The organism is Agromyces sp. NBRC 114283 (assembly GCF_030268405.1).
Lineage (GTDB): Bacteria > Actinomycetota > Actinomycetes > Actinomycetales > Microbacteriaceae > Agromyces > Agromyces mediolanus.
Window position 1 is genome coordinate 3,612,924 of record NZ_BSQP01000001.1, and the last position, 23,543, is coordinate 3,636,466.

General features: G+C 72.0%; 20 protein-coding genes. 2 read left to right on the forward strand and 18 right to left on the reverse strand.

Annotated features, from left to right (window positions below; translation table 11 throughout):
* Positions 1-19: 19 nt before the first annotated feature.
* The 5 genes from QSJ60_RS17325 to QSJ60_RS17345 all read right to left on the reverse strand — a co-directional run bounded on the left by QSJ60_RS17325 (position 20) and on the right by QSJ60_RS17345 (position 3,477).
* Complete coding sequence (locus tag QSJ60_RS17325) at positions 20-1,210, reverse strand: UDP-N-acetylmuramate dehydrogenase (RefSeq protein WP_285464817.1); 1,191 nt, start codon at positions 1,208-1,210, stop codon at positions 20-22.
* Complete coding sequence (locus QSJ60_RS17330; protein WP_285464818.1) at positions 1,207-1,656, reverse strand: MaoC family dehydratase; 450 nt, start codon at positions 1,654-1,656, stop codon at positions 1,207-1,209. The genes QSJ60_RS17325 and QSJ60_RS17330 overlap by 4 nt, the downstream gene beginning before the upstream one ends.
* Positions 1,656-2,102 carry an FAS1-like dehydratase domain-containing protein gene (locus QSJ60_RS17335; protein ID WP_285464819.1) on the reverse strand — a complete coding sequence of 149 codons (447 nt, stop codon included), beginning with the start codon at positions 2,100-2,102 and terminating at the stop codon, positions 1,656-1,658. Before QSJ60_RS17335 ends, QSJ60_RS17330 begins: the two co-directional genes overlap by 1 nt.
* A gap of 34 nt (positions 2,103-2,136) precedes the next feature.
* On the reverse strand, positions 2,137-2,760 hold the full coding sequence (locus QSJ60_RS17340) for a DUF937 domain-containing protein (RefSeq protein WP_285464821.1): 624 nt from the start codon (positions 2,758-2,760) through the stop codon (positions 2,137-2,139).
* A gap of 102 nt (positions 2,761-2,862) precedes the next feature.
* Positions 2,863-3,477: a TetR/AcrR family transcriptional regulator gene (locus QSJ60_RS17345; protein WP_285464822.1), complete on the reverse strand. Its 615-nt coding sequence runs from the start codon at positions 3,475-3,477 to the stop codon at positions 2,863-2,865.
* Positions 3,478-3,655: 178 nt separating this feature from the next.
* On the opposite strand from QSJ60_RS17345, the gene QSJ60_RS17350 reads away from it, so the two are divergent.
* Entirely contained in the window at positions 3,656-4,930 is a 1,275-nt protein-coding gene (locus QSJ60_RS17350; RefSeq protein WP_285464824.1) for an MFS transporter, read from the forward strand.
* Positions 4,927-6,549: an amidohydrolase gene (locus QSJ60_RS17355; RefSeq protein WP_285464826.1), complete on the forward strand. Its 1,623-nt coding sequence runs from the start codon at positions 4,927-4,929 to the stop codon at positions 6,547-6,549. Before QSJ60_RS17350 ends, QSJ60_RS17355 begins: the two co-directional genes overlap by 4 nt.
* A 79-nt stretch (positions 6,550-6,628) precedes the next feature.
* On the opposite strand, the gene QSJ60_RS17360 is transcribed toward QSJ60_RS17355, so the two are convergent.
* The 13 genes from QSJ60_RS17360 to QSJ60_RS17420 form a co-directional block, all read right to left on the reverse strand.
* A complete protein-coding gene (locus tag QSJ60_RS17360) occupies positions 6,629-8,173 on the reverse strand; it encodes an APC family permease (protein WP_285465370.1) in 1,545 nt (514 codons plus the stop codon).
* Positions 8,174-8,244: 71 nt separating this feature from the next.
* Positions 8,245-9,132, reverse strand: a complete 888-nt coding sequence (locus tag QSJ60_RS17365; protein WP_230768140.1) for a universal stress protein — start codon at positions 9,130-9,132, stop codon at positions 8,245-8,247.
* Positions 9,133-9,141: 9 nt separating this feature from the next.
* A complete protein-coding gene (locus QSJ60_RS17370) occupies positions 9,142-10,506 on the reverse strand; it encodes a flavin monoamine oxidase family protein (RefSeq protein WP_285464828.1) in 1,365 nt (454 codons plus the stop codon).
* Between the two features lie 84 nt (positions 10,507-10,590).
* Positions 10,591-12,060: an NAD-dependent succinate-semialdehyde dehydrogenase gene (locus QSJ60_RS17375; RefSeq protein ID WP_285464829.1), complete on the reverse strand. Its 1,470-nt coding sequence runs from the start codon at positions 12,058-12,060 to the stop codon at positions 10,591-10,593.
* A 95-nt stretch (positions 12,061-12,155) separates the two neighbouring features.
* Positions 12,156-13,439, reverse strand: coding sequence for a Glu/Leu/Phe/Val family dehydrogenase (locus QSJ60_RS17380; RefSeq protein ID WP_285464831.1), 1,284 nt, complete (start codon positions 13,437-13,439; stop codon positions 12,156-12,158).
* On the reverse strand, positions 13,436-14,794 hold the full coding sequence (gene gabT, locus QSJ60_RS17385; protein ID WP_189085599.1) for a 4-aminobutyrate--2-oxoglutarate transaminase: 1,359 nt from the start codon (positions 14,792-14,794) through the stop codon (positions 13,436-13,438). Before gabT ends, QSJ60_RS17380 begins: the two co-directional genes overlap by 4 nt.
* Before the next feature lie 166 nt (positions 14,795-14,960).
* Positions 14,961-16,847, reverse strand: a complete 1,887-nt coding sequence (locus QSJ60_RS17390; protein ID WP_285464833.1) for an ABC transporter permease — start codon at positions 16,845-16,847, stop codon at positions 14,961-14,963.
* Positions 16,848-16,916: 69 nt separating this feature from the next.
* Entirely contained in the window at positions 16,917-18,062 is a 1,146-nt protein-coding gene (locus QSJ60_RS17395) for a hypothetical protein (RefSeq protein WP_230768147.1), read from the reverse strand.
* Positions 18,063-18,205: 143 nt separating this feature from the next.
* Positions 18,206-19,360, reverse strand: a complete 1,155-nt coding sequence (locus QSJ60_RS17400) for an ABC transporter ATP-binding protein (protein WP_285464836.1) — start codon at positions 19,358-19,360, stop codon at positions 18,206-18,208.
* A gap of 7 nt (positions 19,361-19,367) precedes the next feature.
* Complete coding sequence (locus tag QSJ60_RS17405; protein ID WP_285464838.1) at positions 19,368-20,219, reverse strand: DUF427 domain-containing protein; 852 nt, start codon at positions 20,217-20,219, stop codon at positions 19,368-19,370.
* Positions 20,216-20,746, reverse strand: coding sequence for an ester cyclase (locus tag QSJ60_RS17410; RefSeq protein WP_230768153.1), 531 nt, complete (start codon positions 20,744-20,746; stop codon positions 20,216-20,218). Before QSJ60_RS17410 ends, QSJ60_RS17405 begins: the two co-directional genes overlap by 4 nt.
* A 99-nt stretch (positions 20,747-20,845) precedes the next feature.
* Positions 20,846-22,453 (reverse strand): LVIVD repeat-containing protein, encoded by a 1,608-nt coding sequence (locus QSJ60_RS17415; protein WP_285464841.1) that lies wholly within the window; start codon positions 22,451-22,453, stop codon positions 20,846-20,848.
* Positions 22,454-22,573: 120 nt separating this feature from the next.
* Entirely contained in the window at positions 22,574-23,539 is a 966-nt protein-coding gene (locus QSJ60_RS17420) for a LysR substrate-binding domain-containing protein (RefSeq protein ID WP_189085592.1), read from the reverse strand.
* Positions 23,540-23,543: the final 4 nt, after the last annotated feature.

Below are 23,543 nucleotides of genomic sequence, written 5' to 3' on the forward strand. Positions count from 1 at the left end.
AGCGCCGCGATCGAGACGGCTAGATCTCGACGCCGACGAGCACGGGCTCCGGGTGCAGCACGATGCCGAACTCGGCCTGCACGCGGTGGCGCACGTAGCGCGCGAGCTCGGCGAGCTCGGCGGCCGTGGCCCCGCCCCGGTTCGTGAGCGCGAGGGTGTGCTTCGAGGAGACCGCGGCGCGCGAGCCGGGCAGCGCGAAGCCGCGGCGGATGCCGGACTGCTCGATGAGCCACGCGGCCGAGAGCTTCACGAGCGGCTCGGCCGGCGCCGCGTCGGCGGCCGGCTCCTCGTCGGCGGCGGCGAGCTCGGCCTGCAGCTCGAGGAAGGCGTCGAGCGGCGAGTGGGAGGCGAGCCGCGAGAGCGGCACCACCTCGTCGGGCTGCTCGGGCTCGAGGTACCAGCGCGGGGCGTCGGCGGGCAGCGTGCGCGCCACCTTCTCGGTGACGATCGGGTTCGTGAAGAAGGAGCCGGCGCTCACCGAGTCGGGGTCGTCGGGATCGAGCACCATGCCCTTCGAGCCGCGCAGGGCGAGCACGGTCTCGCGCACCTTCGCGACCGGCGCGCGGTCGCCCGGCTGCACGCCGAGTGCGGCGGCGAGCTGAGCGTAGGCGATGGGCCGGCCGATCGCCTCGCCGAGCACAGCGCGCTCCGCGGCCGTGTCGTGCAGCTGCACCTCGACGGCGACGACGACGCCGGCGAGTCCCTGCTTCAGCACCGAGGTGCGGTAGCCGAGCTCGAGCTCGTCGGCCGGCATCCAGCGCGGGGCGTCCGCCCCCTCGTCGAGGAACCAGACGCCGAGCAGCGCCTCCGACAGCTCCTGGCCGTAGGCGCCGATGTTCTGCACCGGGGCGGCGCCGACGGAGCCGGGGATGCCCGAGAGCGCCTCGAGCCCCGAATAGCCGTGCGCGACGGTCCAGGCGATGAAGCCGTCCCAGTTCTCGCCGGCCTGCACGCGCAGCCGCACCGAGCCCTCCGGGGCGTCGGGCAGCACCTCGATGCCGTTCGTCGCGATGCGGACGACCGTGCCGTCGAAGCCCTCGTCGCCCGCGAAGAGGTTCGAGCCGCCGCCGAGCACGAGCCAGGGCTCGCCCGAGCCCCAGACGCCGTGCAGCAGGTCGACGAGGTCGCGCTGCGTGGTCGCCGTCACGAGCCGGGCGATCGGGCCGCCGAGGCGGAGCGTCGTGAGCTCGGCGAAGCTCGCGCCCGTCATCGGCCGCCGCGGTCGCCGAGCTCGACGCGCACCTGCGCCTTGCCGAGCACGGTCTCGTCGCCCACCTTCACGGTGAGGTCGATGCGGGCGACGGCGGCCTCGGCATCCAGCTGCCCGACCTTCGCGACCACCTGCACGACGGCGCCGAGCTCCGGGTCGACGACCACGGGCCGGGTGAAGCGCACCTGGTAGTCGACGACGCGGCCGGGGTCGACGGCCCAGTCGACGACGGGCTGCACCGCGAAGCCCATGGTGAGCATGCCGTGGGCGAGCACGCCCGGCAGGCCGACCGCCTTGGCGACGTCGTCGCGGTAGTGGATCGGGTTGAAGTCGCCCGAGGCGCCGGCGTAGCGCACGAGCGTGTCGCGGGTGAGCGCGAAGCTCTGCTCGGCGACGACGTCGCCCACGGCGAGCGAGGCGAAGTCCGGGGTCTGCAGCGCGGCCATCAGTCCTCCCCTCGCACGACGAGCGTCGAGATCGCCGTGACGACGTGCGCGCCCTCGGCATCCGTGATCGTGGACTCGGCGGTGACCATCGCGTGCGCGCCGAGCGACTTCACGCTCGTGACCGCGAGCGTCGCGGTGAGCAGGTCGCCGGCGACGATCGGGCGGCTCTGCACGAAGCGCTGGTCGCCGTGCACGACGCGCGTGAAGTCGATGCCCGCGTCGGGCTCGGCGAGGAGCTGCGCGAGCGTCTGCTCCTGGATGACGACGGCGAAGGTCGGCGGGGCGACGACGTCGGCGTAGCCGGCCGCCCGAGCGGCCTCGGGGTCGAGCGAGATCGGCGTGGAGGCGAGCACGGCGCGGGCGAACTCGCGCACCTTCTCGCGGCCGACGAGGTACGGCGCGGTCGGCGGGAACTCCCGGCCGACGAGTTCGGGATTCACGGACACCCCGCCAGTCTAGACGGGCGGGGTGTCCGCAGGATCAGCGCTTGCCGCCGCCGAGGAGTCCGCCGAGGCCGCCGAGCAGATCGCCGAGCCCGCCGCCCTGCGCCTGCGAGCCGCCGCCGGAACCGCCGCCGAACAGGCCGCCGAGGAGGCCCCCGAGGTCGACGCCGCCGGCCGAACCGCCGGAGCCGGATCCGCCGCCGAGCAGGCCGCCGAGCAGATCGCCGATGCCGCCGCCCTGCGCCTCGCCGCCCGCGGACTTCTTGGTGAACTGCTGGGCGAGGAAGCTCAGCACGATCGGGGCGAGGATCGGCAGCAGCTTGCCGATGAGGTCACCGGCGCCGCCGCCCTGCTTCTGGTCGAGGGCCTGCACGACCTGGTCGGTGTTCTGGCCGAAGACGTTCTTCACGATCTTCTTGCCGTCCTCCTCGTCGACGTCGGCGAGGTTCACGCCGCCCTCGACGAGCGAGGGGTCGTGCTTCGAGACGGCCTTCTGCAGCGAGGCGGCGCCCGCCTCGTCCTGCGCGTTGGCGCCCATGCCGGCGAGGAGGGCGGGGAGCGCCTGCTCGACCGCCTGGCTCGCGGTCGCCTCGTCGACGCCGAGCTTCTTCGCGATGTCGCCGATGGGAAGGCTGCTCATGAGCTCGTCGAGTGCTGCCATTGGTGCGTCTCCTTCTGGCGCCCGCGTGCGGGGCGTCCCGCGTTCACGCTAGCTGGACGGATGCCGCGGGCGGAAGGGGCCAAACCGCGGCGACGCGCCCGGTCAGCGGCCGGCGATGCGGGCGAGCCGGACGTGCAGCGAGTCCATCAGGAGCTCGAGCCCGACCTCGAAGACGCGGTCGCTGCGCGCGGCGCCGGTCGGCCCGCTCTCGACCAGCCGACCGAGGGTGCGCGTGGGCTGCTGCGGCAGCCAGACCACCTCGGGCCCGGCGAGGTCGAGGCCGAAGCCGAGCGCGAAGCCGTCGAGCACGGCGACGATCGTGAGCACCTCGTCCTCGGGGAAGCCCGCCTCGAGCAGCGCGGTCGCCACCCGGTCGTAGGAGGCGATCACCCGGTCGGAGGTGATCGTCTTGCCGACGAGCAACGGCACGATGAGCGGGTGCGCCGCGTACATGCGGCGCTGGGCGCGCATGACCGAGACGACGACGTCCTCCCAGTCGCCCTCCGGAGGTTCGGCGAGGTAGCGCACGGTGAGCCGGTCCCGGACGAGTTCGACGATCGCGTCCTTGCCGTCGACGTGGTTGTAGAGCGACGAGGGGGTCACCCCGAGCCGGCGGGCGAGCGCGTTCACGCCGAACCCGTCGCCGGAGTCGATGAGCTCGATCGCGGCGTCGGCGATGCGGTCCTCTGACAGCAACGGCACTCTGGGGCGCGGCATCCGCCCCTCCTCTCGGCGTCGCGGGCGATCCGAACGAGGCTACACGCTCGGATCGACGGCTCCCTCTTCCCATCCAGGGCGTCCATCTGCATAATAAACGAACGCCATTCATTTATGGTCGCGGCCGAGCCGCTCCCCCGCCCTGCACGCCGCCGTGCCAGACTCCCCCGGAGACCCAATGTCGAACTCCGATCTCGCCTCGCGAGTCCCGCTCCGCCTGCCCAGCGCCAGCGCGACCTTCGCCATCGCCATCGCCGGGTACCTCGGCGTGAACCTCTCGCCGTACATGATCGGCGCGCTGCAGTCCGCGCTCGGCGCCGACGTGCTCACCGCGAGCTGGATCGTCACGGGCGCCCTGCTCGCCACCGCCATCGTCGGCCTCGCCATCGCCCCGCTCTGCGCGGGACCGCGGCGGCGGCTCCTCGCGCGGGCCGGACTCGCGCTCGGGGTCGTCGGATTCGGCGCCGCCGCGCTGCTCCCCCTCCCGGGCGTCGTCGTCGGCGGGCTCCTGCTCGGCGGCGCCGGCGCCGGCGGGGCGGTCGCCGCGGCCGGCGCCGCCCTCGCCGCCTTCCGCAACCCCGACCGGGTCGCCGGCTTCAACGGACTCGCGAACCGCGGCATCATCACCGTCGTGCTGGCCGTGCTGCCGGTGATCGGACTCGCCCCGCTCGAGGTGTTCGGCGCGCTGGCCCTGTTCTCGCTCATCGGCCTCCTGCTCAGCGCCTGGCTCCCCGCCGCACCGGTGCACGGGCCGCAGGCCGGGGCCGCCGTCGCCGAGGCCGTGCCGGTGGAGATCCCGCCGACCGGGCACGTCCGTCAGATCCCGGTGCGCAGCGCCGCGACCACCCGCGCGGTCACCATCGCGGGCTTCACCCTGCTCGTCACCTTCGCGCTCTGGGCCGCGAGCGAGGACTCGCTCTGGGCGATGGCCGGCGTCATGGGCACCGAGCAGGCCGGCCTCACCCCCGAGGGCCTCGGCATCGCCCTGAGCGGCGCGACCGCCGGCGGCCTGCTCGGCTCGCTCGTGCTCACGATCGTCGGCGAGCGGCTCGGCCGCGCGGCGCCCCTCGGCATCCTGCTCGTCGCCGGCGGCGCGCTGAAGATCGTCGAGGGCTTCGCCGCCGACCCGACGACGTTCATCGTGATCTTCGTCGCCTGGAACACGATCTACGCGCTCGCCTTCATGTACTTCGTCTCGACCTCCGCCGCGCTCGACGCCGACGGCCGCTGGTCGGGCCCGCTGCTGGCCGTCTACCTCGTCGGCTCGAGCCTCACCCCCGTGATCGGCGCCGCGCTCGTCGAGGTGCTCGGCTTCCAGGGCTTCGCGATCGCGCTCGGCGTCGCGAGCTTCGTGCTCGCCGTGCCGACCGTCGCCGTCGCCCGCCTGTCCACCCGGCTGCAGCGCGAGGAGCGCGCCGCCACGTCCACCACCACCGAGGAGGTCCCCGCGTGACCCGCACGCTCTACACCAACGGCCGCATCTTCACCGCCGCGGAGGGCGGCCCGGCCTGGGCCGAGGCCATCGTCGTCGACGGCGACACCCTCGCCTACGTCGGCGACGCCGAGACGGCGCACGAAACGGCCGGTGATTCGGCCGAGCGGGTCGACCTCGGCGGCGGCCTGGTCGTGCCCGGCTTCGTCGACGCGCACACCCACCTCGTCATGATGGGCGACGCGCTCGGCCGGGTCGGCCTCACCGACGCCCGGAGCGTCGCGAGCATCCAGGAGCGGCTGCGCGCCGCCCGCGCCGCGGCCCCCGACGCGCCGCGCCTGCTCGGCCGCGGCTGGCTCTTCGACTCCGTGCCCGACGGCAAGCCGACCGCCGCGATGATCGATGCGGCCGTCGCCGACGTGCCCGTGTACCTCGACGCGAACGACTACCACTCCTGCTGGGTGAACACCGCGGCCCTCGCCGAGCTCGGCATCACCCGGGACACCCCCGACCCGATCGGCGGGCGCATCGGCCGCGACGCCGACGGGGAACCGAACGGCATGCTCTACGAGACGGCCGCGCAGCAGCACGTCTGGTCCTTCCTCGCCGCGGCCACGACGGACGCCGACCGCGACGCCGCCGTCGAGCGCACGATCGCCGCCTACCTCGCCGCCGGCGTCACCGCCGTCGTCGACATGGCCTTCGACGAGCTCGGCCTCGCCGCGTTCGAGCGCGCGGCCGCCCGGCGCGGCGGCACCCTCCCGCTCACGGTCATCGGGCACTGGTTCATCGAGAACACCGGCGACGACGAGCAGAACCTCGCCCAGGTGGCGCGCGCCGCCGAACTCGCCGCGCGGGCCGGGAACCCGACGCTGCGGGTGGGCGGCATCAAGCTCGTGCTCGACGGCGTCATCGACGCGTGCACGGCGGCGCTGCGCCTCCCCTATGCCGACGGCTCGAACGCCGAGCCGATCTGGCCGCTCGAGCGGGCGAAGCCGGTCGTCGCCGCCGCGGACGCCGCCGGCCTGCAGATCGCGCTGCACGCGATCGGGGATGCCGCGAGCGACCTCGCCCTCGACGCGATCGAGCACGCCGTCGCCGTGAACGGCGAGCGCCCCCGGCGGCACCGCATCGAGCACCTGGAGTACGCCGCACCCGAGACGCCCGCGCGGATGGCGCGACTCGGCGTGACCGCCTCGATGCAGCCGGTGCACACCGACCCGGCGATCTGGGACAACTGGGCGGCGATGCTCGGCGACGAGCGCGCCGACCGCGGCTGCGCCTGGCCCGAGTACACCGAGGCCGGCGTGCGCCTGGCGTTCTCGACCGACGCGCCGACGGCCCCCTACGAGGCGCTGCCGAACATGTTCATCGCGGCGACCCGTCGCTCGGCGCTCGACGACTCGTTCCCGCCGAACCATCCGGAGTTCGCGGTGCCGCTCGACGAGGCGATCGTGCACGCCACCCGCGACGCCGCGGCCTCCTGCCTCGAGGAGCACCGCCGGGGCAGTCTCGCGGCGGGCCTCGCCGCCGACTTCGCCGTCGTCGACCGCGACCCCTTCGCGCTCGGCGAGGACTCGCTGCTCGAGGCCCGCGTCCTGCGCACGGTCGTCGCCGGCCGCACCGAGTTCGAGGCCTGAGCGCCGGGCGTTCCCGAGCCGGCACGAACGGAGCCGCCCCGCCGAGTGTCGTCGGCGGGGCGGCTCCAGTCTGTGCGGCCTAGCTGTCGCGGTCGGCGACGCCGCGGGCGAGGTGCTCGCTGCGGAAGAACTCCGGCCGCTTCACCCGCTGCCAGATCATCACGACGACGCCGGCGAGCAGGATCACGACGCCGAGGATGAACACGAGGCCCACGCCGCCGATGTTCGAGCCCGAGCCGTACGCCGGGTCCATGCTGTCGATGAGCGTGGTGAAGAACAGCACCGCGAGGATGAGACCGCCGACGAGCGGCGCGACGAGCCGGAAGAACACGTTCCGGCCGCTGCGGAACCACGTCTTGCGGAAGTACCAGACGCACGCAAACGCGGTCAGCCCGTAGTAGAAGCAGATCATCATGCCGAGCGTCGTGATCGTGTCCCAGAGCACGTCCTCGCTGACGAAGCGCATCACGGTGTAGAACACCGCGGCGACGATCGCCGAGACGACGGTGGCGTAGCCGGGCGTGAAGAAGCGCGGGCTCACCTTCGAGAACTGCTTCGGCAGCGCGCCGTAATGGCCCATCGCGAGCAGCGTGCGCGCGGGCGAGACGAAGGTCGACTGCAGTGAGGCCGCCGAGCTCGACAGCACCGCGATCGACATGAGGATCGCGAGCGGCCCGAGGATGGGCCCCGCGAGGTAGAAGAACGCGTTCTCCTGGATCGCCGGGTTGCCGAGGCCGACGCCCGACTCGCCCGTCCCGGCGAACGCGAGCGCGCCCATCGCGACGAAGAGGTAGATCGCGACGACGATCGTGACCGTGAGCGTCGCCGCCCGGCCCGGCGTCGAGTTCGAGCCCTTCGTCTCCTCGTTCATGGTGAGGGTCACATCCCAGCCCCAGAACACGAAGAGCGACACCGAGAGCCCGGCGACGATCGCCGAGAACGAGCCGACCTCGAGCGGGTTGAACCAGCTCAGCTCGATCTGCGTCGGGTCGAAGGCGGTGCCGTTCGCGACGTGCCAGAACGCGGCGACGCCGAAGCCGATCATCACGAGCAGCTGGAAGCCGACGAGCCAGTACTGCAGCTTCTGCGTCGTCTGCATGTCGCGGTACGAGATGAACGTCGCGCCGAGGATGAACACCAGGCACGTCGCGACGTTCACGAAGGGGTTGCCGACGAGGTTCGCGATGTCGGGGTTGTTGAAGGCCTGCGCGAGCGCGAGGTAGAAGAACTCCACCGCGATGCCCGCGAGATTCGACAGCACCACGACGGTCGCGGCGATGAGCCCCCAGCCGGCCATCCAGCCGACCCACGGGCCGAAGGCCCGCGTCGCCCAGGTGAAGGAGGTGCCCGAGTCCGGCATCGCGCTGTTCAGCTCGCGGTAGCCGAAGGCGACGAGCAGCATCGGGATGAAGCCGAGCAGGAAGATCGCCGGCAGCTGCGTGCCGACCTCCGCGACGGTCGGGCCGAGCGCGCCCGTGAGCGTGTACGCCGGGGCGATGCAGGAGATGCCGATGACGATCGCGCCGATGAGCCCGACCGATCCGGCCGAGAGGCCCTTCTTGGAGAGGCCGGGGTCGCCGCCGTCGACCGTCGCGCTCGCGGTGGTGAGCGGGGCGTGCGGCATGGAGTGGGCCTCGTGGGCCAGGTGCTGGTTCGCGGGGTCGTGCGTCATTGCAGAAGGTCTTTCGGGTGGGGTCAGGAGGTCTGGGCGGCGCGGGGCACCACGATCAGGGGCACCGGCAGCTCGCGGAGCATCTTGGTCGCGGTGCCGCCGAGGAACAGGCGCGACGGCGCCGCGAGCCGGCTGGAGCCGACGAGCACGAGCTCGCCCGGCTCCCAGTCGAGCGCGCCGACGGACTCCTCGATCGTCTGGCCGGTGGCGACGACGGCGCTCGCCTCGACGCCGGCGGGCAGCTCGCGGCGGGCGCCCTCGAGCGCCTGCTCGGCGGCGACCGTGCTCGTGAGGTTCACGAGCCCGGTGTCGACGCCCGCGGGCAGGTCGATGGGCACGAGGGAGAGCAGCCGCAGCGGCGCGTGCGCCCGGCGGGCGAGCGCGACGGATGCCTCGAGCACGACGCCGGGCGTGCCGCCGACGGCCGCGGTGACCCGGGTGAGCCCCGCCGCGACCGGCAGTTTGCGGGCGCCGACGGGCGCGAGCGCGACGGGCACGTCGGCCGAGTGCAGCAGCTCGGATGCGACCGAGCCGATGCGGGTGCGGCCGAACAGCCCGCCGCGGGCGGGCCCGACGACGACGAGGCGCGCGCCGAACTCGTGCGCCGCGGCCACGAGGCCCTCGGCGAAGGAGTCGGCGTAGCGGATGTGCAGCGCCTGGTCGACGGCGCCGCCGAGGCCGGCGGAGGCCTCGGCGAGCCACGCCTGGGCCTGCTCCTTGACCCGGCGCTCGTGCCCCGGGTCGCGGGGCACGACGCCGCCGCGCGCCTCGATCGGCAGCACCATGACGACCTCGAGCGAGGCCTCCGTGGCGCCGGCGATCCGGGCGCCGAGCGCGAGCGCGTCGGCTCCCGAGTCATCCGCGGTGTAGCCGACGACGATCCGGTAGCCCGGCTCGGTGTTCGCAGTCATCGGCGGCGCTCAGCCCTGGAGGATGTTGGCCGCGGCGAGGCGGCCCATGCGGATCGCGCCGTCGACGTGCTGGTACCCCTTGCCGGCCATGTCGGAGCAGGCGAAGGAGATCGGGCCCACCGGCTCGCGGAGGTCGGCGCCGTAGCGGGCGAGACCGCCCATGTCGAAGCTCGCGGCGTAGGCGCCGCGCGTCCACTCCTCGCTGCCCCAGTCGCTCTCGTAGTAGAGCACCGGGTTCTTCGCCTGCTCGCCGTAGTAGTGCGAGAGCGACTCCAGGATCTTCGCCTGGCGCTCCTCGGCGGAGAGCGAGAAGACGCCGTCGGCCTCCTCGTCGGAGACGAAGCCGACGAGGGTGCCGCGGGTGTCGCCGTGGTTCGTGTTGTCGTACGCCTCGTGGCAGAGCTCGTACGGGCTGAACGCGGTGCCCGACAGCCCCTGCTCGCGCCAGAACGGCGTCTCGTAGACCGCGTGCACCTTGATCACGAAGCCCATGGAGAGGTGCTGGTGCAGCTGGTGCTGGCGGCGCGGCAGCGGCGGGTCGTAGCTGATCCGCGAGTACAGGATCGGCGCGAGCGCGAGGATGACGCGGTCGGCGGCGACCTCGAGCGAGTCGGTGACGACGGTGACGCCCGCCGCCGGGTCCTCCGGCGACCAGCGGATGGTGCGCACGGGCTGCTCGAGCTTCACGACGTCGTCGCCGAGGCGCTCGGCGAGGCGGAGCGGCACCTGCTGCAGTCCGCCGACGACGCGCTGGTCGAGGATGAAGTCCGCGTCGACCAGGTGCGAGAACGAGCCGGCCGAGGCGGCCATCAGCAGCGCCTGCAGGGCCGAGAAGGCGTGCGTCGGCTTCGTCAGCATCGCGCCGGCGATGAACATGCCGATGTTGAGCTTCGCCTCCTCGTCGTCGGTCTGGGTGCCGAGCCACTCGGCGAAGGAGATCTCGTCGAGCTCCTTGGCGCGCGGGTGCGCCCACGGGGCCTCGGGGTCGATCTCGGCGACGAGCTCGTCGAGCTTCTCGATGAGGCCGAGGATCTCGCCCTCGGTCTTGGCGGGGACCGGGAAGATCTCGCCCTCGAAGAGGCGGCGCTCGCCGTCCTCCGCGATGTAGACGTTCTCGCCCTCGCGGTAGCGCGAGTAGGTCTCGAGGCCGAGCTCGGCGAGGGTCTCGATCAGGGCATCCTGGTCGGGCGAGACCCACTGGCCGCCGATCTCGAGCAGGTGCCCGTCGAAGTCGCCGTTCCAGAGGCGGCCGCCGACGCGGTCGCGCGCCTCGAGCACGACGACGCGCTTGCCCGCGGCCTTCAGCTCGGTCGCGGCGGTGAGGCCGGCGGCGCCGGCTCCGATCACGACGACGTCGGTTTCGATGCGTTCCATGGTTCCTGGTTCCTGCTTCTGTTCGTTCGGAGAAACACGAAGGCGGATGCCGCAGGCGTGCGCCCGCGGCATCCGCCCGCGCGCTCAGCTCACCGGGATGAGCGTGTACTTGGTGTCGAGGTACTCGTGGATGCCCTCTGCGCCGCCCTCGCGGCCGATGCCGGACTGCTTGATACCGCCGAAGGGCGCCGCCGCGTTCGAGACGAGGCCGGTGTTCAGGCCCATCATGCCCGTGGCGAGGCGCTCGATCATGCGGTGGCCGCGCGCCAGGTCCTCGGTGAAGACGTACGAGACGAGCCCGTACTCGGTGTCGTTGGCGAGGCGCACGGCCTCGTCCTCGTCGGCGAAGGTGGTGATGCCGAGCACAGGCCCGAAGATCTCCTCGCGGAGCAGGCGCGCGTCGGCCGACACGTCGCCGAGCACGGTCGGCGCGTAGAACGAGCCGGCGCCGTCGATGACGGTGCCGCCGGTGAGCACCTTCGCGCCCTTCGACACGGCGTCCTGCACGAGCTCGTCGGTCGAGGCCACGGCCTTGGCGTCGATGAGCGGCCCGATGTTCACGTCGTCCGCGGTGCCGCGGCCGACCTTGAACGAGGCGACGCGCTCGGCGACGCGCTTCGAGAACTCGGCGGCGACCTTCTCGTGCACGATGAAGCGGTTCGCCGCCGTGCAAGCCTGGCCGATGTTCCGGAACTTCGCGAGCATCGCGCCGTCGACCGCCTTGTCGAGGTCGGCGTCCTCGAACACGACGAAGGGGGCGTTGCCGCCGAGTTCCATCGAGGTGCGCAGAATGCCGGTGGCGGCCTGCTTCATGAGGGCGCGGCCGACCTCGGTCGAGCCCGTGAAGCTGAGCTTGCGCAGGCGCGGGTCCTCGATGATCGGGCCGGAGACCTTCGACGAGGTCGAGGTCGGGATGACGTTCACGACGCCCTTGGGCAGGCCGACCTCCTCGAGCAGCTGCACGAACGCGATGGTCGTGAGCGGCGTGAGGGCCGGGGGCTTGATGACGACCGTGCAGCCGGCGGCGAGCGCCGGAGCGATCTTGCGGGTCGCCATCGCGAGCGGGAAGTTCCACGGCGTGATGAAGAACGACGGGCCGACCGGGCGCTGCGAGACGACCATGTGGCCGGTGCCCTCGGGGTTCAGGCCGTAGCGGCCGGAGATGCGCACGGCCTCCTCGCTGAACCAGCGGAGGAACTCGCCGCCGTAGACGACTTCGCCGCGGGCCTCGGCGATCGGCTTGCCCATCTCGAGCGTCATGAGGAGCGCGAACTCCTCCTTGCGCTCGGTGAGCAGGTCGAAGGCGCGGCGCAGCAGCTCGCCGCGCTGGCGCGGGGCGACCTTGGCCCATTCGTCCTGCGCGGCCACGGCCGCGTCGAGGGCCTTGATGCCGTCGGCCGGCGAGGCGTCGGCGATGACCTTGATGGTCTCGCCCGTCGAGGGGTCGGCGACCTCCAGGGTCTTGCCGCCCTCGGCGTCGACCCAGGCTCCCCCGATGAACAGCCGGCCCTCGACCTTGTCGAGCACCGAGGATTCAAGCGTTGCGTTCGTCATGTGTGACTTCCGTTTCGATGGATGTTCGTGCCGTGCACCCCCGGCTCGCCCGATTCCGACGGAAGTCGGGCGAGCCGGGAGGGAGCGGGGCCTGATCAGGGGTACAGGCCGCGCAGTTTGTGCGCCTCGGCGACGCGTTCGACCGCGAGCGCCGTGGCGGCGGTGCGGAGCGAGAGGTCGCGCGACCGGGCATAGCCCAGCACGTGCTCCCAGGCGCTCAGCATCCGCTCCTCCAGTCTGGACTCCACCTCGTCGGCGCGCCACCAGTAGGCCTGGTTCGCCTGCACCCACTCGAAGTAGGAGACGATCACGCCGCCGGCGTTCGCGAGGATGTCGGGCACGACGAGGATGCCGCGTTCGCGGAGGATCCGGTCGGCGTCGGGCGTCGTCGGGCCGTTCGCGCCCTCGACGATGACCTTCGCGCCGACCCGGCCGGCGTTGCCCTCGTGCAGCACGCCCTCGACGGCGGCCGGCACGAGCAGGTCGACGTCGAGTTCGAGCAGAGCGGCGCCGTCGAGCGCCTCGCCGCCGGCGAAGCCGACGACCGCGCCGGTGCGCTGCACGTGGTCGCCGAGCGCCTCGATGTCGAGGCCCGCGGCGTTGAACACGGCGCCGTACTGGTCGCTGACGGCCTGCACGGTGACGCCGGCCTCGGCGAGGAAGCGGGCCGCGTCGGCGCCGACCTTGCCGAAGCCCTGCACGGCCGCGGTGGCCTGCGTCTGGGTGATGCCGGCGTGACGGAGGGCGGCGAGCGCGATGTGCGTGACGCCGCGCGAGGTGGCGCTCGCGCGCCCCTGCGAGCCGCCGAGCGCGATCGGCTTGCCGGTCACGATGCCGGGCACGGTGTACCCGGAGTTCACCGAGTAGGTGTCCATGATCCAGGCCATGGTGCGCTCGTCGGTGCCGATGTCGGGCGCGGGGATGTCGCGCTCCGGCCCGATGATCGGCAGGATCTCGCTCGTGTAGCGACGGGTGACGCGCTCGAGCTCGGCCTGCGAGTGCTCGCGCGGGTCGATCGCGATGCCGCCCTTCGCGCCGCCGTACGGCACGTCGAGCAGGGCGCACTTCCAGGTCATCCACATCGCGAGCGCGCGGACCTCGTCGAGGTTCACGTTCGGGGCGTAGCGGAGGCCGCCCTTGGCCGGGCCGCGGCTGAAGTTGTGCTGCACCCGGTAGCCGGTGAACAGGCGGGTCTCGCCGGCGTCGGTGCGGAGCGGCACGGCGACGGTGAGCTCGCGGCGCGGGGTCGCGAGCATCTGCCGGGTGCCGTCGCTGTAGCCGAGCAGTGCGATGGCCTCGGCGAGCTGGGCGCGGGCGTCCTCGAGGGGCGTCGCGACGGGGGCGGCGAGGGTCGCCGCCCCGTCGATCACGGTGCTCATGCCTGCTTGAGCCCCTCGGCCACGACGCCGAGGCCCTCGATGAGGAGCTCGTCGGAGATCGTGAGCGGCGGGAGGAAGCGGATGACGTTGCCGTAGGTGCCGCAGGTGAGCAGGATGACGCCCTGCTCGTGGGCGTACTTCGCGACCTTGCCGGTGAGGGCGGCGTCGGGGGCGCCGGTCTCGGGGTCGACGAGCTCGATCGCGACCATGGCGCCGCGGCCGCGGACGTCGCCGATGCGGGCGTCGGCGGTGCGCAGGGCGTTCAGGCGGCCGATGAGCACCGAGCCGATCTCCTTCGCGCGCTCGACGAGGCCGTCCTCGGCGTAGGTCTCGATGGTCGCGAGCGCCGCGGCGCAGGCGAGCGGGCTGCCCGTGTAGGTGCCGCCGAGGCCGCCGACCTGGGCGGCGTCCATGATCTCAGCGCGGCCGGTGACCGCCGAGAGCGGGAGGCCGCCGGCGATGCCCTTCGCGGTGACGATGAGGTCGGGCACGATGCCCTCGTGCTCGCTCGCGAACCAGGCGCCGGTGCGGGCGAAGCCGGTCTGCACCTCGTCGGCGATGAAGACGACGTCGTTCGCGGTCGCCCACTCGACGAGTGCGGCGAGGAAGCCGGGCGCCGGGACGATGAAGCCGCCCTCGCCCTGGATCGGCTCGATGATGATCGCGGCCAGGTTCTCGGCGCCGATCTGCTTCTCGATGCCGAGGATGGCGCGGGCCGCCGCCTCACGGCCGTCGAGGCCGCCGTCGCGGAAGGGGTAGCTGAGCGGGGCGCGGTAGATCTCGGGGGCGAAGGGGCCGAAGCCGTTCTTGTACGGCTGGTTCTTCGCCGTGAGGCCCATCGTGAGGTTGGTGCGGCCGTGATAGGCGTGGTCGAAGGCGACGACGGCCTGCTTCTTCGTGTAGTGGCGCGCGATCTTCACGGCGTTCTCGACGGCCTCGGCGCCCGAGTTGAACAGGGCGGTGCGCTTGACGTGGTCGCCGGGGGTGAGCTCGTTGAGCTTCTCGGCGACGGCGACGTAGCCCTCGTAGGGCGAGACGGTGAAGCAGGTGTGCGTGAAGGCGTTCAGCTGGGCCGTGACGGCCTCGACGACGCGGGGGGCCGAGTTGCCGACGCCGGTGACCGCGATGCCGGAGCCGAGGTCGATGAGCGAGTTGCCGTCGGCGTCGACGACGACGCCGCCGCCGGCCGCGACGACCGAGATCGGCAGGGTGTGGCCGACGCCCGCGGCGACGGCGCTCGCCTTGCGGGCCAGGAGCTCCTGCGAGCGGGGGCCGGGGATGGCGGTGACGAGGCGGCGCTCCTGTGCGAGCGCGGGGCCTCCGGTGGCGGTGGCCGGGGTGTCGACGAGGGTCATTGGTTGCTCCGATGCAAGTGACGACGGGGGAGGATGACCGCAATGCTAGGTCGGCTCCCCCGCGCCCCGCGACGCCCTGATGTACATCGGATGCCACCGCACTGGACGCGGTGTACAGCGCCGGGGCGGCCGGCATCCCACCGCCCGCCGCCCCGGCGCCGCCCGGTCAGCTGCGACTGACCGAGCGCTCGCTGCCGGCTGCGTCCGGCGTGCGGAGCTTCGTGCGCGCGCGGTGCTCCTGGTGCTCCTGCGCGGCGATGGAGATCGTGTCGGGCGCGGGCGCGACCGGGGGCTTGCCGCTCCGCGAGCCGAGGCCGGGCAGGCCCGGCCGGCGCTTGGCCCGGCCGATCGCCCGGAGCGACACGGCCCACTGCAGCCCGTAGCCGATGAGGAACACGAGCAGCGTGAAGACGAGCGCCATCGCCGCGCCCTGGTCGGGCGCGTAGAGCTGCGCCGAGCGCGGGTTGATCATCGCGTAGACGTACATCGACAGCGGCCGCGACTCGGGCGTCGCGAGGAACGCGGGGAGCGTGAACTCGTTCGTGCCGAGGATGAACACCTGGATCCACACCGCGAGCACCGTCGGCAGCAGCAGCGGGGCGATCACCCGGCGGAACGTCGCGAGCCGGCTCGCGCCGCTCGTGAGCGCCGCCTCCTCGAGCTCGGTGCGGATCTGCAGCGTCGCGCTGTACGAGGCCCGGTACGCGATCGACACCCGGTACGAGTACGCGATGACGAGCGCGAGCACGGTGCCCGCGATCGGGATGACCGGGTTGATGACCATGAACAGCAGGAACATCGCGAAGCCCGCGATCGTCGCCGGGATCGCCACCGAGGAGGAGGTGAAGAGGTCGACCGCGCGCGTCCACCACGTCGAGGTGCTGCGGGCGATGCCGTAGGCGAGCACGGTCGCCGCGACGCAGGCGATCGTGGCGCTGCCGCCCGCGATGACGAGCGTGCGGCCGAGCGAGGCCCAGAACTCGCCGTCGGCGAGCACCGCGGCGAAGGAGCCGAACTGGGTCTGCTCGACGAGCGCGGTGAAGCTGAACGCGATCGGGTACGGCGTGATCGCCGCCCAGAACAGGGCGAAGAGCGGCAGCACCGCGGTCAGCAGGATGAAGATCGCGACGCCGATCGCGACGGGGATGCGCCACGCGCCGAGCTTCATCGTCGTGGGGCGGAAGCCCTTGCCCGAGACCGAGGCCCCCCGCTCGGCGTTCCTCGTCGCCCGCAGGTACACCGCGAAGGCGATCGTCGTGATGACGAGGAAGACGAGGCCCCAGGCCGCGGCCAGGCCGTACTGCGGCAGCTCGCCCGCGTTCGAGCTGATCAGCGTCCAGAGTTTCAGCGCGAAGATCGAGCGACCGGACTCCTGGCCGAACAGCAGCGGCACCTCGAGGCTGCCGAGGCCGAGGATGAAGGTGAGCACGGCGACGCCGAGGAGGCCCGGCCAGAGCATCGGCAGGGTGACCCGGCGGAGCGTCTCGCCCCAGCTCGCGCCCGAGGCGCGGGCGGACTCCTCGAGCGAGCCGTCCATGTTCGTGAGGATCGGCACGATCATCAGGTACGGGAACGTCACGTTCGTGAGGGCCTGGATCAGGATGAGGGTGCCGAAGGCGTAGGGGTCGATCGGCACGTCGCCCGTCCACGGCAGGAGCCGCAGCAGTTGGTTCAGCACGCCCGTCTCGGGCGAGACCATGAGCAGGTACGCCTGCGCCTTCACGATCGGCGGGATGATGTACGGCACGATCACGAGCACGCCGATCACCCGCCGGAACGGGAAGTCGGTGCGCACCGTCACCCAGGCCAGGCCGAACGCCATGAGCAGCGACAGCAGCGTCGAGCCGCCGACGAAGGCGCCCGTGGCGCCGAGCACCGACCAGAAGTCCTCGCGGAGCTCCCAGAGGGTGACGAAGTTCGAGACGCCCCACTGCGCGGAGGCGACGCCGAACGGCAGGAACGGGCCGCGGAACGCCGTGATCACCTGAACGATCAGGGGCACCGCGAGGAGGAGGAAGATCACGACCCCCGCGACGATCATCGCCGCGGTCATGGTCGTGGGGCGCTGCCGCCCCGGCCTCGCTCCGCCCGGCCGCCGGGCCCGTCCTGCCGTCGACATCGATCAGCCGTTCAGTGCGGCGTCGGCGGCGTTGATGAGGGCGTTCCACTCATCGCGGGTGTCCTGCGTCTCCGTCTCCGCGCCGGACTCGAGGCCCGTGAGCAGCGCGTCGGCGTTCGTCTTCATGAGGCCGGTGGCCTCGTCGAAGAGCGAGGAGGGGAGCCCTGCGTACGGCACCTGCGTGGTGGCGAAGCGCTCGTCCGTCATCCGGAGCTTCAGCCAGTCCGGGTCGTACGCGTTCCAGAGCACCCAGAGCATGGCGCCGGGCTTGTTCTTCGCGTCGGTGTTCACGCCGGAGAACTGCGCCCAGACACCCGAGTGCTCGAACGGCTGCGCCGCGAGGCTCGGGTTCGGGTTGAACAGCGTCTGGTTGAGCGCGATCGGCACGTCACCGCTCGACAGCGGGGTGTTCTGGTCCTCGAGCAGCGACAGCGTGCCGCTCGACTTGAGCTCGCCGATGAGGTCGACCATCGCGTCCTCGCCGAGCGCCTTGCCGTAGCCGGCGAAGACGACGGCGTTGTACGCGGCGACCGAGACCTTGCCCGTGTACTCCGGGGCGAGGAGACCGTCGAGCGAGTCGGGCGCCTCGATCTTGTCGGTGTTCACCTGCATGAGCGAACCGTTGATGCTGTCGGGCAGCAGCTCGGGGGCGCCGAGCTCGAGGTACTCCTTCGGCACGCCGAACGAGGACCAGTCGACCTTCTCCCAGAACCCCTCGTCGTACATCGCGGCCATCGAGGTGATCGAGCCCGAGACGACGTCGGTGTTCCGCGAGCCGGTGGCCTTCGCCGAGATGATCGCGGACGACAGGTTGTAGGTGAGGCCGCGGGTCTCGATCGTGAGGTCGGGGAAGCGCTCGTTGAACGCCGCGATGACCTCGGGGCCGAGCTCGTACCAGTCCCAGATGACGAGGCGGCCGCCGTCGGTCTCCTTCGCCTGCTCGTAGAGCGCGTCGAGCTGCCGGTCGATCTCGGGCCAGTTGTCCTCGTAGAAGTTCTCGCAGCGCGTGATCGCGCCGAGCTCGACGGCCTCGCAGGGCGCGATGTCCGCGCCCTCGCCGGCTGCCGCGGTCGGCGCGGCCTCGCCGCTGCTGGTGGCGCAGGAGCTCAGCAGCAGCATGCCTGCTGCCGCGACTGCGACGTATCCCATCCGTGTGCGCATGATCCTCATGTCCTCTCTGACCTGGATCGGGGGTTCTGGTTCAGTGGTGCTGGTCGTGCGGTCGTGCAGGTGGTGCCTTGGTCGTGCGGTGGTGCGTTCTGGGGGCCGGGGCCGGGCGGATGCCGCGCCGCTCAGCCGACGGGATCGTCGACGAGCACGCGGCAGGCGTGCGGGGCGAGCTCGAGGAAGACCTCGGCGCCCTCCCGGGGCGACGCCATGGGGGCGCCGCGCGCGGTGAGCCGGCCGACCGTGGTGCCGCCCTGCAGGACCTCGGCCTCGTACTCGACGATCTCGCCGAGGAACTCGACGCGGACGACCCGGGCCGGCAGCACGTTCGGCCGGTCCGCCGGCGCGGTCTCGTGCCAGCGGATGCTCTCGGGCCGGAAGGTGATCGTGACCTCCTCGCCGCGGACGACGCCGCCCGGGCAGGGCGTCATCATCCGCGTGCCGAAGGCCTCGACCACGGCGTCGCCGTGCTCGTCGCGGTCGCGGACGACCGCGGGGATCATGTTCACCCGGCCGACGAAGTCCGCCACGAAGCGGTCGGCCGGGCGGTCGTAGAGCTCGCGCGGCGAGGCCTCCTGCACGATCCGCCCGCCGTTCATGACGGCGACGCGATCGGACATCGAGAGCGCCTCGGACTGGTCGTGCGTGACGTAGAGGGCGCTGATGCCGAGGCTGCGCTGCAGGCTCCGCAGCTCGGTGCGCATCGTGTCGCGCAGCTTCGCGTCGAGGTTCGACAGCGGCTCGTCGAGGAGCAGCAGGCGGGGCCGGTGCGCGAGCGCACGGGCGAGCGCGAGCCGCTGCTGCTGGCCGCCGGACAGGGCCGTCGCCGGCCGCTCGGCGAGGTGGTCGAGCTGCACGAGCTCGAGCGCCTCCATCGCGCGCTTCCTGGCCTGCGCCTTGGGCAGCCGGCCGCCCGAGACCTGGAGCGGGAAGACCGCGTTCTGGAACACGGTCATGTGCGGCCAGATCGCGTAGTTCTGGAAGACCATGCCGACGTCGCGCTTGTTCGGCGGCACGTGGCGGTCGCCCGTCGACAGCACGTCGCCGTCGAGGCGGATGCTGCCGCCGTTGCTGGTCTCGAGGCCGGCGACGCAGCGGAGCGTGGTCGTCTTGCCGCAGCCGGAGGGGCCGAGCAGGGAGTAGAAGGTGCCGGGCTCGATCGTGAAGTCGACGCCCTTCACGACGGGCACCTCGGCGCCGTCGAGCTCGTAGTGCTTCTGCAGGTTCTCGACGACGAGGAGTCCCCCGCCGTTCTGCGCGTCCGTGGTCTGGGTGGTCATCCGGGTCTCAGCTCTCCGTGGGGGCGACGGTGCGCACGGCCCTGGCCTTCGACCAGGCGGTGCGCGGCCGCTCCTGCTCGACGCCGTCGACGATGACGGCGTCCACCTGCTCGTCGTAGAAGCAGACGAGGTTCTCGATCTTCGGGCACTCGGCGATGGGGTGGCGGTACGACCAGGCGAGGTCCTTCACGAGCTGGTCGCCGATCTGCACCGACCAGTACTCGGCGTCGCCCTTGTACGGGCAGGTCGAGCGGGTCGTGGACGGCACGAGCAGCTCGGAGCGCACATCGGCCCAGGGCAGGTAGTACCGGGTGGGCAGGCGCGTCTCGAAGAGCAGCCTCGGGCGGCGCGACTCGGCGACGACCTCGCCGAGCAGGACGATCTGCACGTGGCGGGAGGAGTTCAGCACGTCGACCCGGTGGTACGGGTCGCGCGGGTGCTTGTAGACCTCGTCGTCCTCCTCGAACCAGCGGTCCATCTTCGCCCAGTAGAACGCGACCATGCCGCGCAGCGGCTCGGCCGCGGGCGAGGTCGGCGCCTCGTGGATCCACGCGCCGTCGGCGACCCGCTTCGTGCCGGTGTCGACGTCGAGGTAGCGGGCGACGCCCTTGATCGGCGTGTCCTTCGTGCGGCCGGACGGGCTCAGCAGGTCCATCCGCACGTCCTCGACCGGGAAGTAGTAGACGGGCATGTGCTTCGACTCGTGCAGCAGCGCGACCCGCCGGCTGCGCGCGACGACCACGCCGCCGAGCACGACGGTCACCTGCCGGCCCGTCGGCTCGACGGAGAACTCGTGGTAGCTCGGGTCGAGCTCGCGCTCGATGAGCTTGTCCTCGATCTGGAAGTCGGAGACGGTCATCTCCCGGCCTCCACCGGTGCGGCGTCCTCGCGCTCGGCGTCGTACTTGTCGGTGTCGACGAAGCGCAGGATGCCGCCGTCCTGATCGAGCGGGACGACCTGGCGGTACATCTCGTAGTCGTCGCGCACGACGAAGTGCTCGCTGATCTTGAAGTCGCGGAAGCGCAGGATGTGCACCTGCGGCTGGCTCACCTCGACACCCGTCGCCGGGACGCCGTAGAGCGTGAGGCCCGTGTGCTTCGCGGTGAACACGCCCTCGAGGAAGACGAGGTCGCCGTCGGCCGCGACCTTGTCGATCACGAAGTTCGGGTCGGTGAACAGCTCGAGGAACGCCTTGCGCACGTAGTACGCGTTCTGGAAGCCGCGGTCCTTGCCGGGCTGCGAGGCGTGGTTCCAGTAGTCCTCGGTGTAGTACCGCTCGAAGTGCTCGCGGAACGAGGGGTCGTCGGGCGAGGTCTTGTGCGAGTCGAGGTCGTTGCCCCAGACCTCGAGGGCGATCTCCTTGTTGCGGGCTGCGACGTCGTCCATGACGCCCCTCCTTCGGATTTTGTATTCTGGATCCGATTTGCGATCGGAATGCTGGACAGCGAACCACCTCCGGGCCGAGCGGCCGCGGCGGCGCGCCGCTCAGGCGGGCGGCAGCCCCACCACCGGCTCGCCGAGCAGCGGCGTCGACACCGCGTAGATGCCGTGGTTCGCGAACAGCCAGATGAGGTTGCGGTCCCACTCGACGAACACGCCGTGCACGGGCGCCGCGAGGTCGTCGTCGTCCTTCAGGCCCATCGGCGGCACGAAGTAGGCGCCGACCTTCGGGTCCTCCGGGTCGCGCACGTCGAAGATCTGCAGGCCCGCGGCGTAGAAGGCGTAGGGGATCACGCCGCCGTGCGGCGTGCCCGTGTTCGTGAAGTAGCCCGAGCGCTTCGGCCCGAAGGAGCCGCGACGCTGCGCCCAGTCGGTGAACTTCGCCTCGGCGGGCGGCACCGGGCGGGGCAGGGTGCGCACGAGCCGCGGGTTCGTCGGGTCGCTGACGTCGATCTGGTAGATCTCCTTGGCCGGCTCGTAGCAGTCGGTGTTCATCGGGTAGCCCGAGACGTAGACGTAGCCGGTCTCCTCGACCTGCGTGGTGTCGACGTTGTCGCCCTCGGTGCCGGCGACGCTCGACGGGAGCTCGCACCAGCCGACGTGGTGGATGTTCGCCGGGTCGGAGACGTCGAGCACGAAGAAGCCCTGGCCGCCCTGCGCGGCGTAGCCGTACTTCCAGCCCGACTCGACCGAGCGGGGCAGGAAGATGCCCATGCGCGAGCCGAACCACGAGGTCTTGTTGTTCCAGCGCTCGTTGTTCGCGAGGTACTCGGAGTCGTCCTCCTCGCCGGCGCGCGTGCCCGGCACCCACCACGTGGAGAGCAACTCGGGCTGCGTCGGGTCGCTCACATCGTAGGCGGCGTGACCGGCGGCCCAGAGCGTGGTCTTGTAGGGCTGGTTGGTGAAGGTGTTGTCGGGCGCGGTCGCCACGAAGAGGTACTTCTCGCCGTAGTAGACCGGCAGGTCGAGGACGCCGTTGCCCTCCTGGATCTCGTCGGGCCCGTGGTTCGGGTCGGTCGAGGTCTCGTTGATGATGGTCCAGTCGCGCGGGCTCGGCCCGTGCATCTCGAAGGTGCGGAAGCCGCGCAGGCCCTCCCACTCCTTCAGCTGGCCCTCGACGGTGTCGTCGATCCACTTGTTGGCGACGCGGCCCTTGAGGAAGTAGCGGGGCGTCTCGCTCGCCTGGATCGCCAGGTACTTGCCGAGCCGCTGATTCCACTGCACGGTGGTCGCGCCGAACTGCGGGCGGGGGTCGCCCCAGCCCCACTGCTCCTCGTCGACGATCTTCAGGTTGCGCGGGTCGGTGATGTCGTAGAGCTTCCAGTGGTTGCCGCCGCCGTAGTGCAGCATGTAGCGGACGCCGTCCCAGTCGTAGATGCACTGCCAGGAGTGGCTCGTGTTCACGACGATCGGGTAGAACGCCTCCGCGGTGGCGTTGAGCGCGTAGGTCTCGGGGTCGCGGTAGTCGAGCTGGCCGGGCCAGTCGACGAACACGTCGCGCGGCACCGAGGGCGTGTGCGCCGGCGGCAGGAAGGTGCCGTCGGGCTGCATGCCCCAGCTGGCGGGGTCGGGATCGGCCGGTTCGCCCGGGACGCGCTGGAAATCCTCCGGGCGGTACTTCTTCGCGTCGGGAACGTAGGGAGAGCCGGCCATGTCGCCTCCAGAATCGGCTGGGAACTGCGGCGCCTCGATGCGCCGTCCCCTTCAGCGTCGCCAGCCCGAGCGATGCTGTCCAATATCCTTTCGGCTTCGAGCTATGACCGGGAGGGCATATCAGCCGCGCGGCCCGGCCTCGCCCCGCGCGAACGCCTCCTCGAGCTCGGCGAGCTTCGCGCCCTCCTCGCGGAGGTGCCCGAGCAGCGCGGCCGCGGCCGGCGACGGGGCGCGGTCCTTCGGCAGCGTGACGCCCACCGAGCGCCGAATGGAGCTCAGCGCCGTCGGCAGGATGCGCAGCTCCCGGTCGTCGACCGCGATGAACATCGGCAGCGCGGCGATGACGTCGGTCGAGACGAGGAGGTTGCGCAGCGTCAGCATAGAGGTGCACTCCACGCGGTCGGCCGGCAGCGGCAGCCCCTCCTGGAAGAACACCGCCTCTAGCTCGGCCCGGAGCGCGGTCTGCGCGACGGGGAAGATCCACGGGTAGGCGAGCAGCTCGGCGAGCGCGGTGCCGCGGCCGCCGTGCACCGGATGGCCCGCCCGCGCCACGAGCCGGATGGGCTCCTGGTGCAGCCGCTCCTGCTCGAGCCGCACGGGCACCGTCGGTGAGAGCCGGCCCACGGTGAGGTCGAGGTCGCCCGCGAGCAGCCACTGCTGCAGCGCGTCGGGCGTGCCCTCCCGCACGACGACGGTGAGCTTCGGGTGCTCGGCCTTGAGCCCGGCGATCGCGCGCGGCAGCAGCAGGTTCGAGCCGGCGAGGTGGGTGCCGACCGTCACGGTGCCGAGCTGGCCTGCGCGCAGCAGGCGCACCTCCTCGCCCGCGGCGCGGAGCTCGGCGAGCACCGAGCGCGCCCGTTCGATGAAGGCCTGCCCGTAGGGCGTCGGGGTGACGCCGCGCGGCAGCCGCTCGAACAGCGGGGCGGCGAGCACCTCCTCGACCTCGCGGAGGCCGCGGGTGACGACGGGCTGGGTGATGTGCAGCGACTCGGCCGCGCGGACGAGCGTGCCCTCGTCGGCGATGGCGGTGACGAGCACGAGATGCCGGATCTTCAGCCGGCCGTCCAGGAGTCGATCGGTGACCATGCGG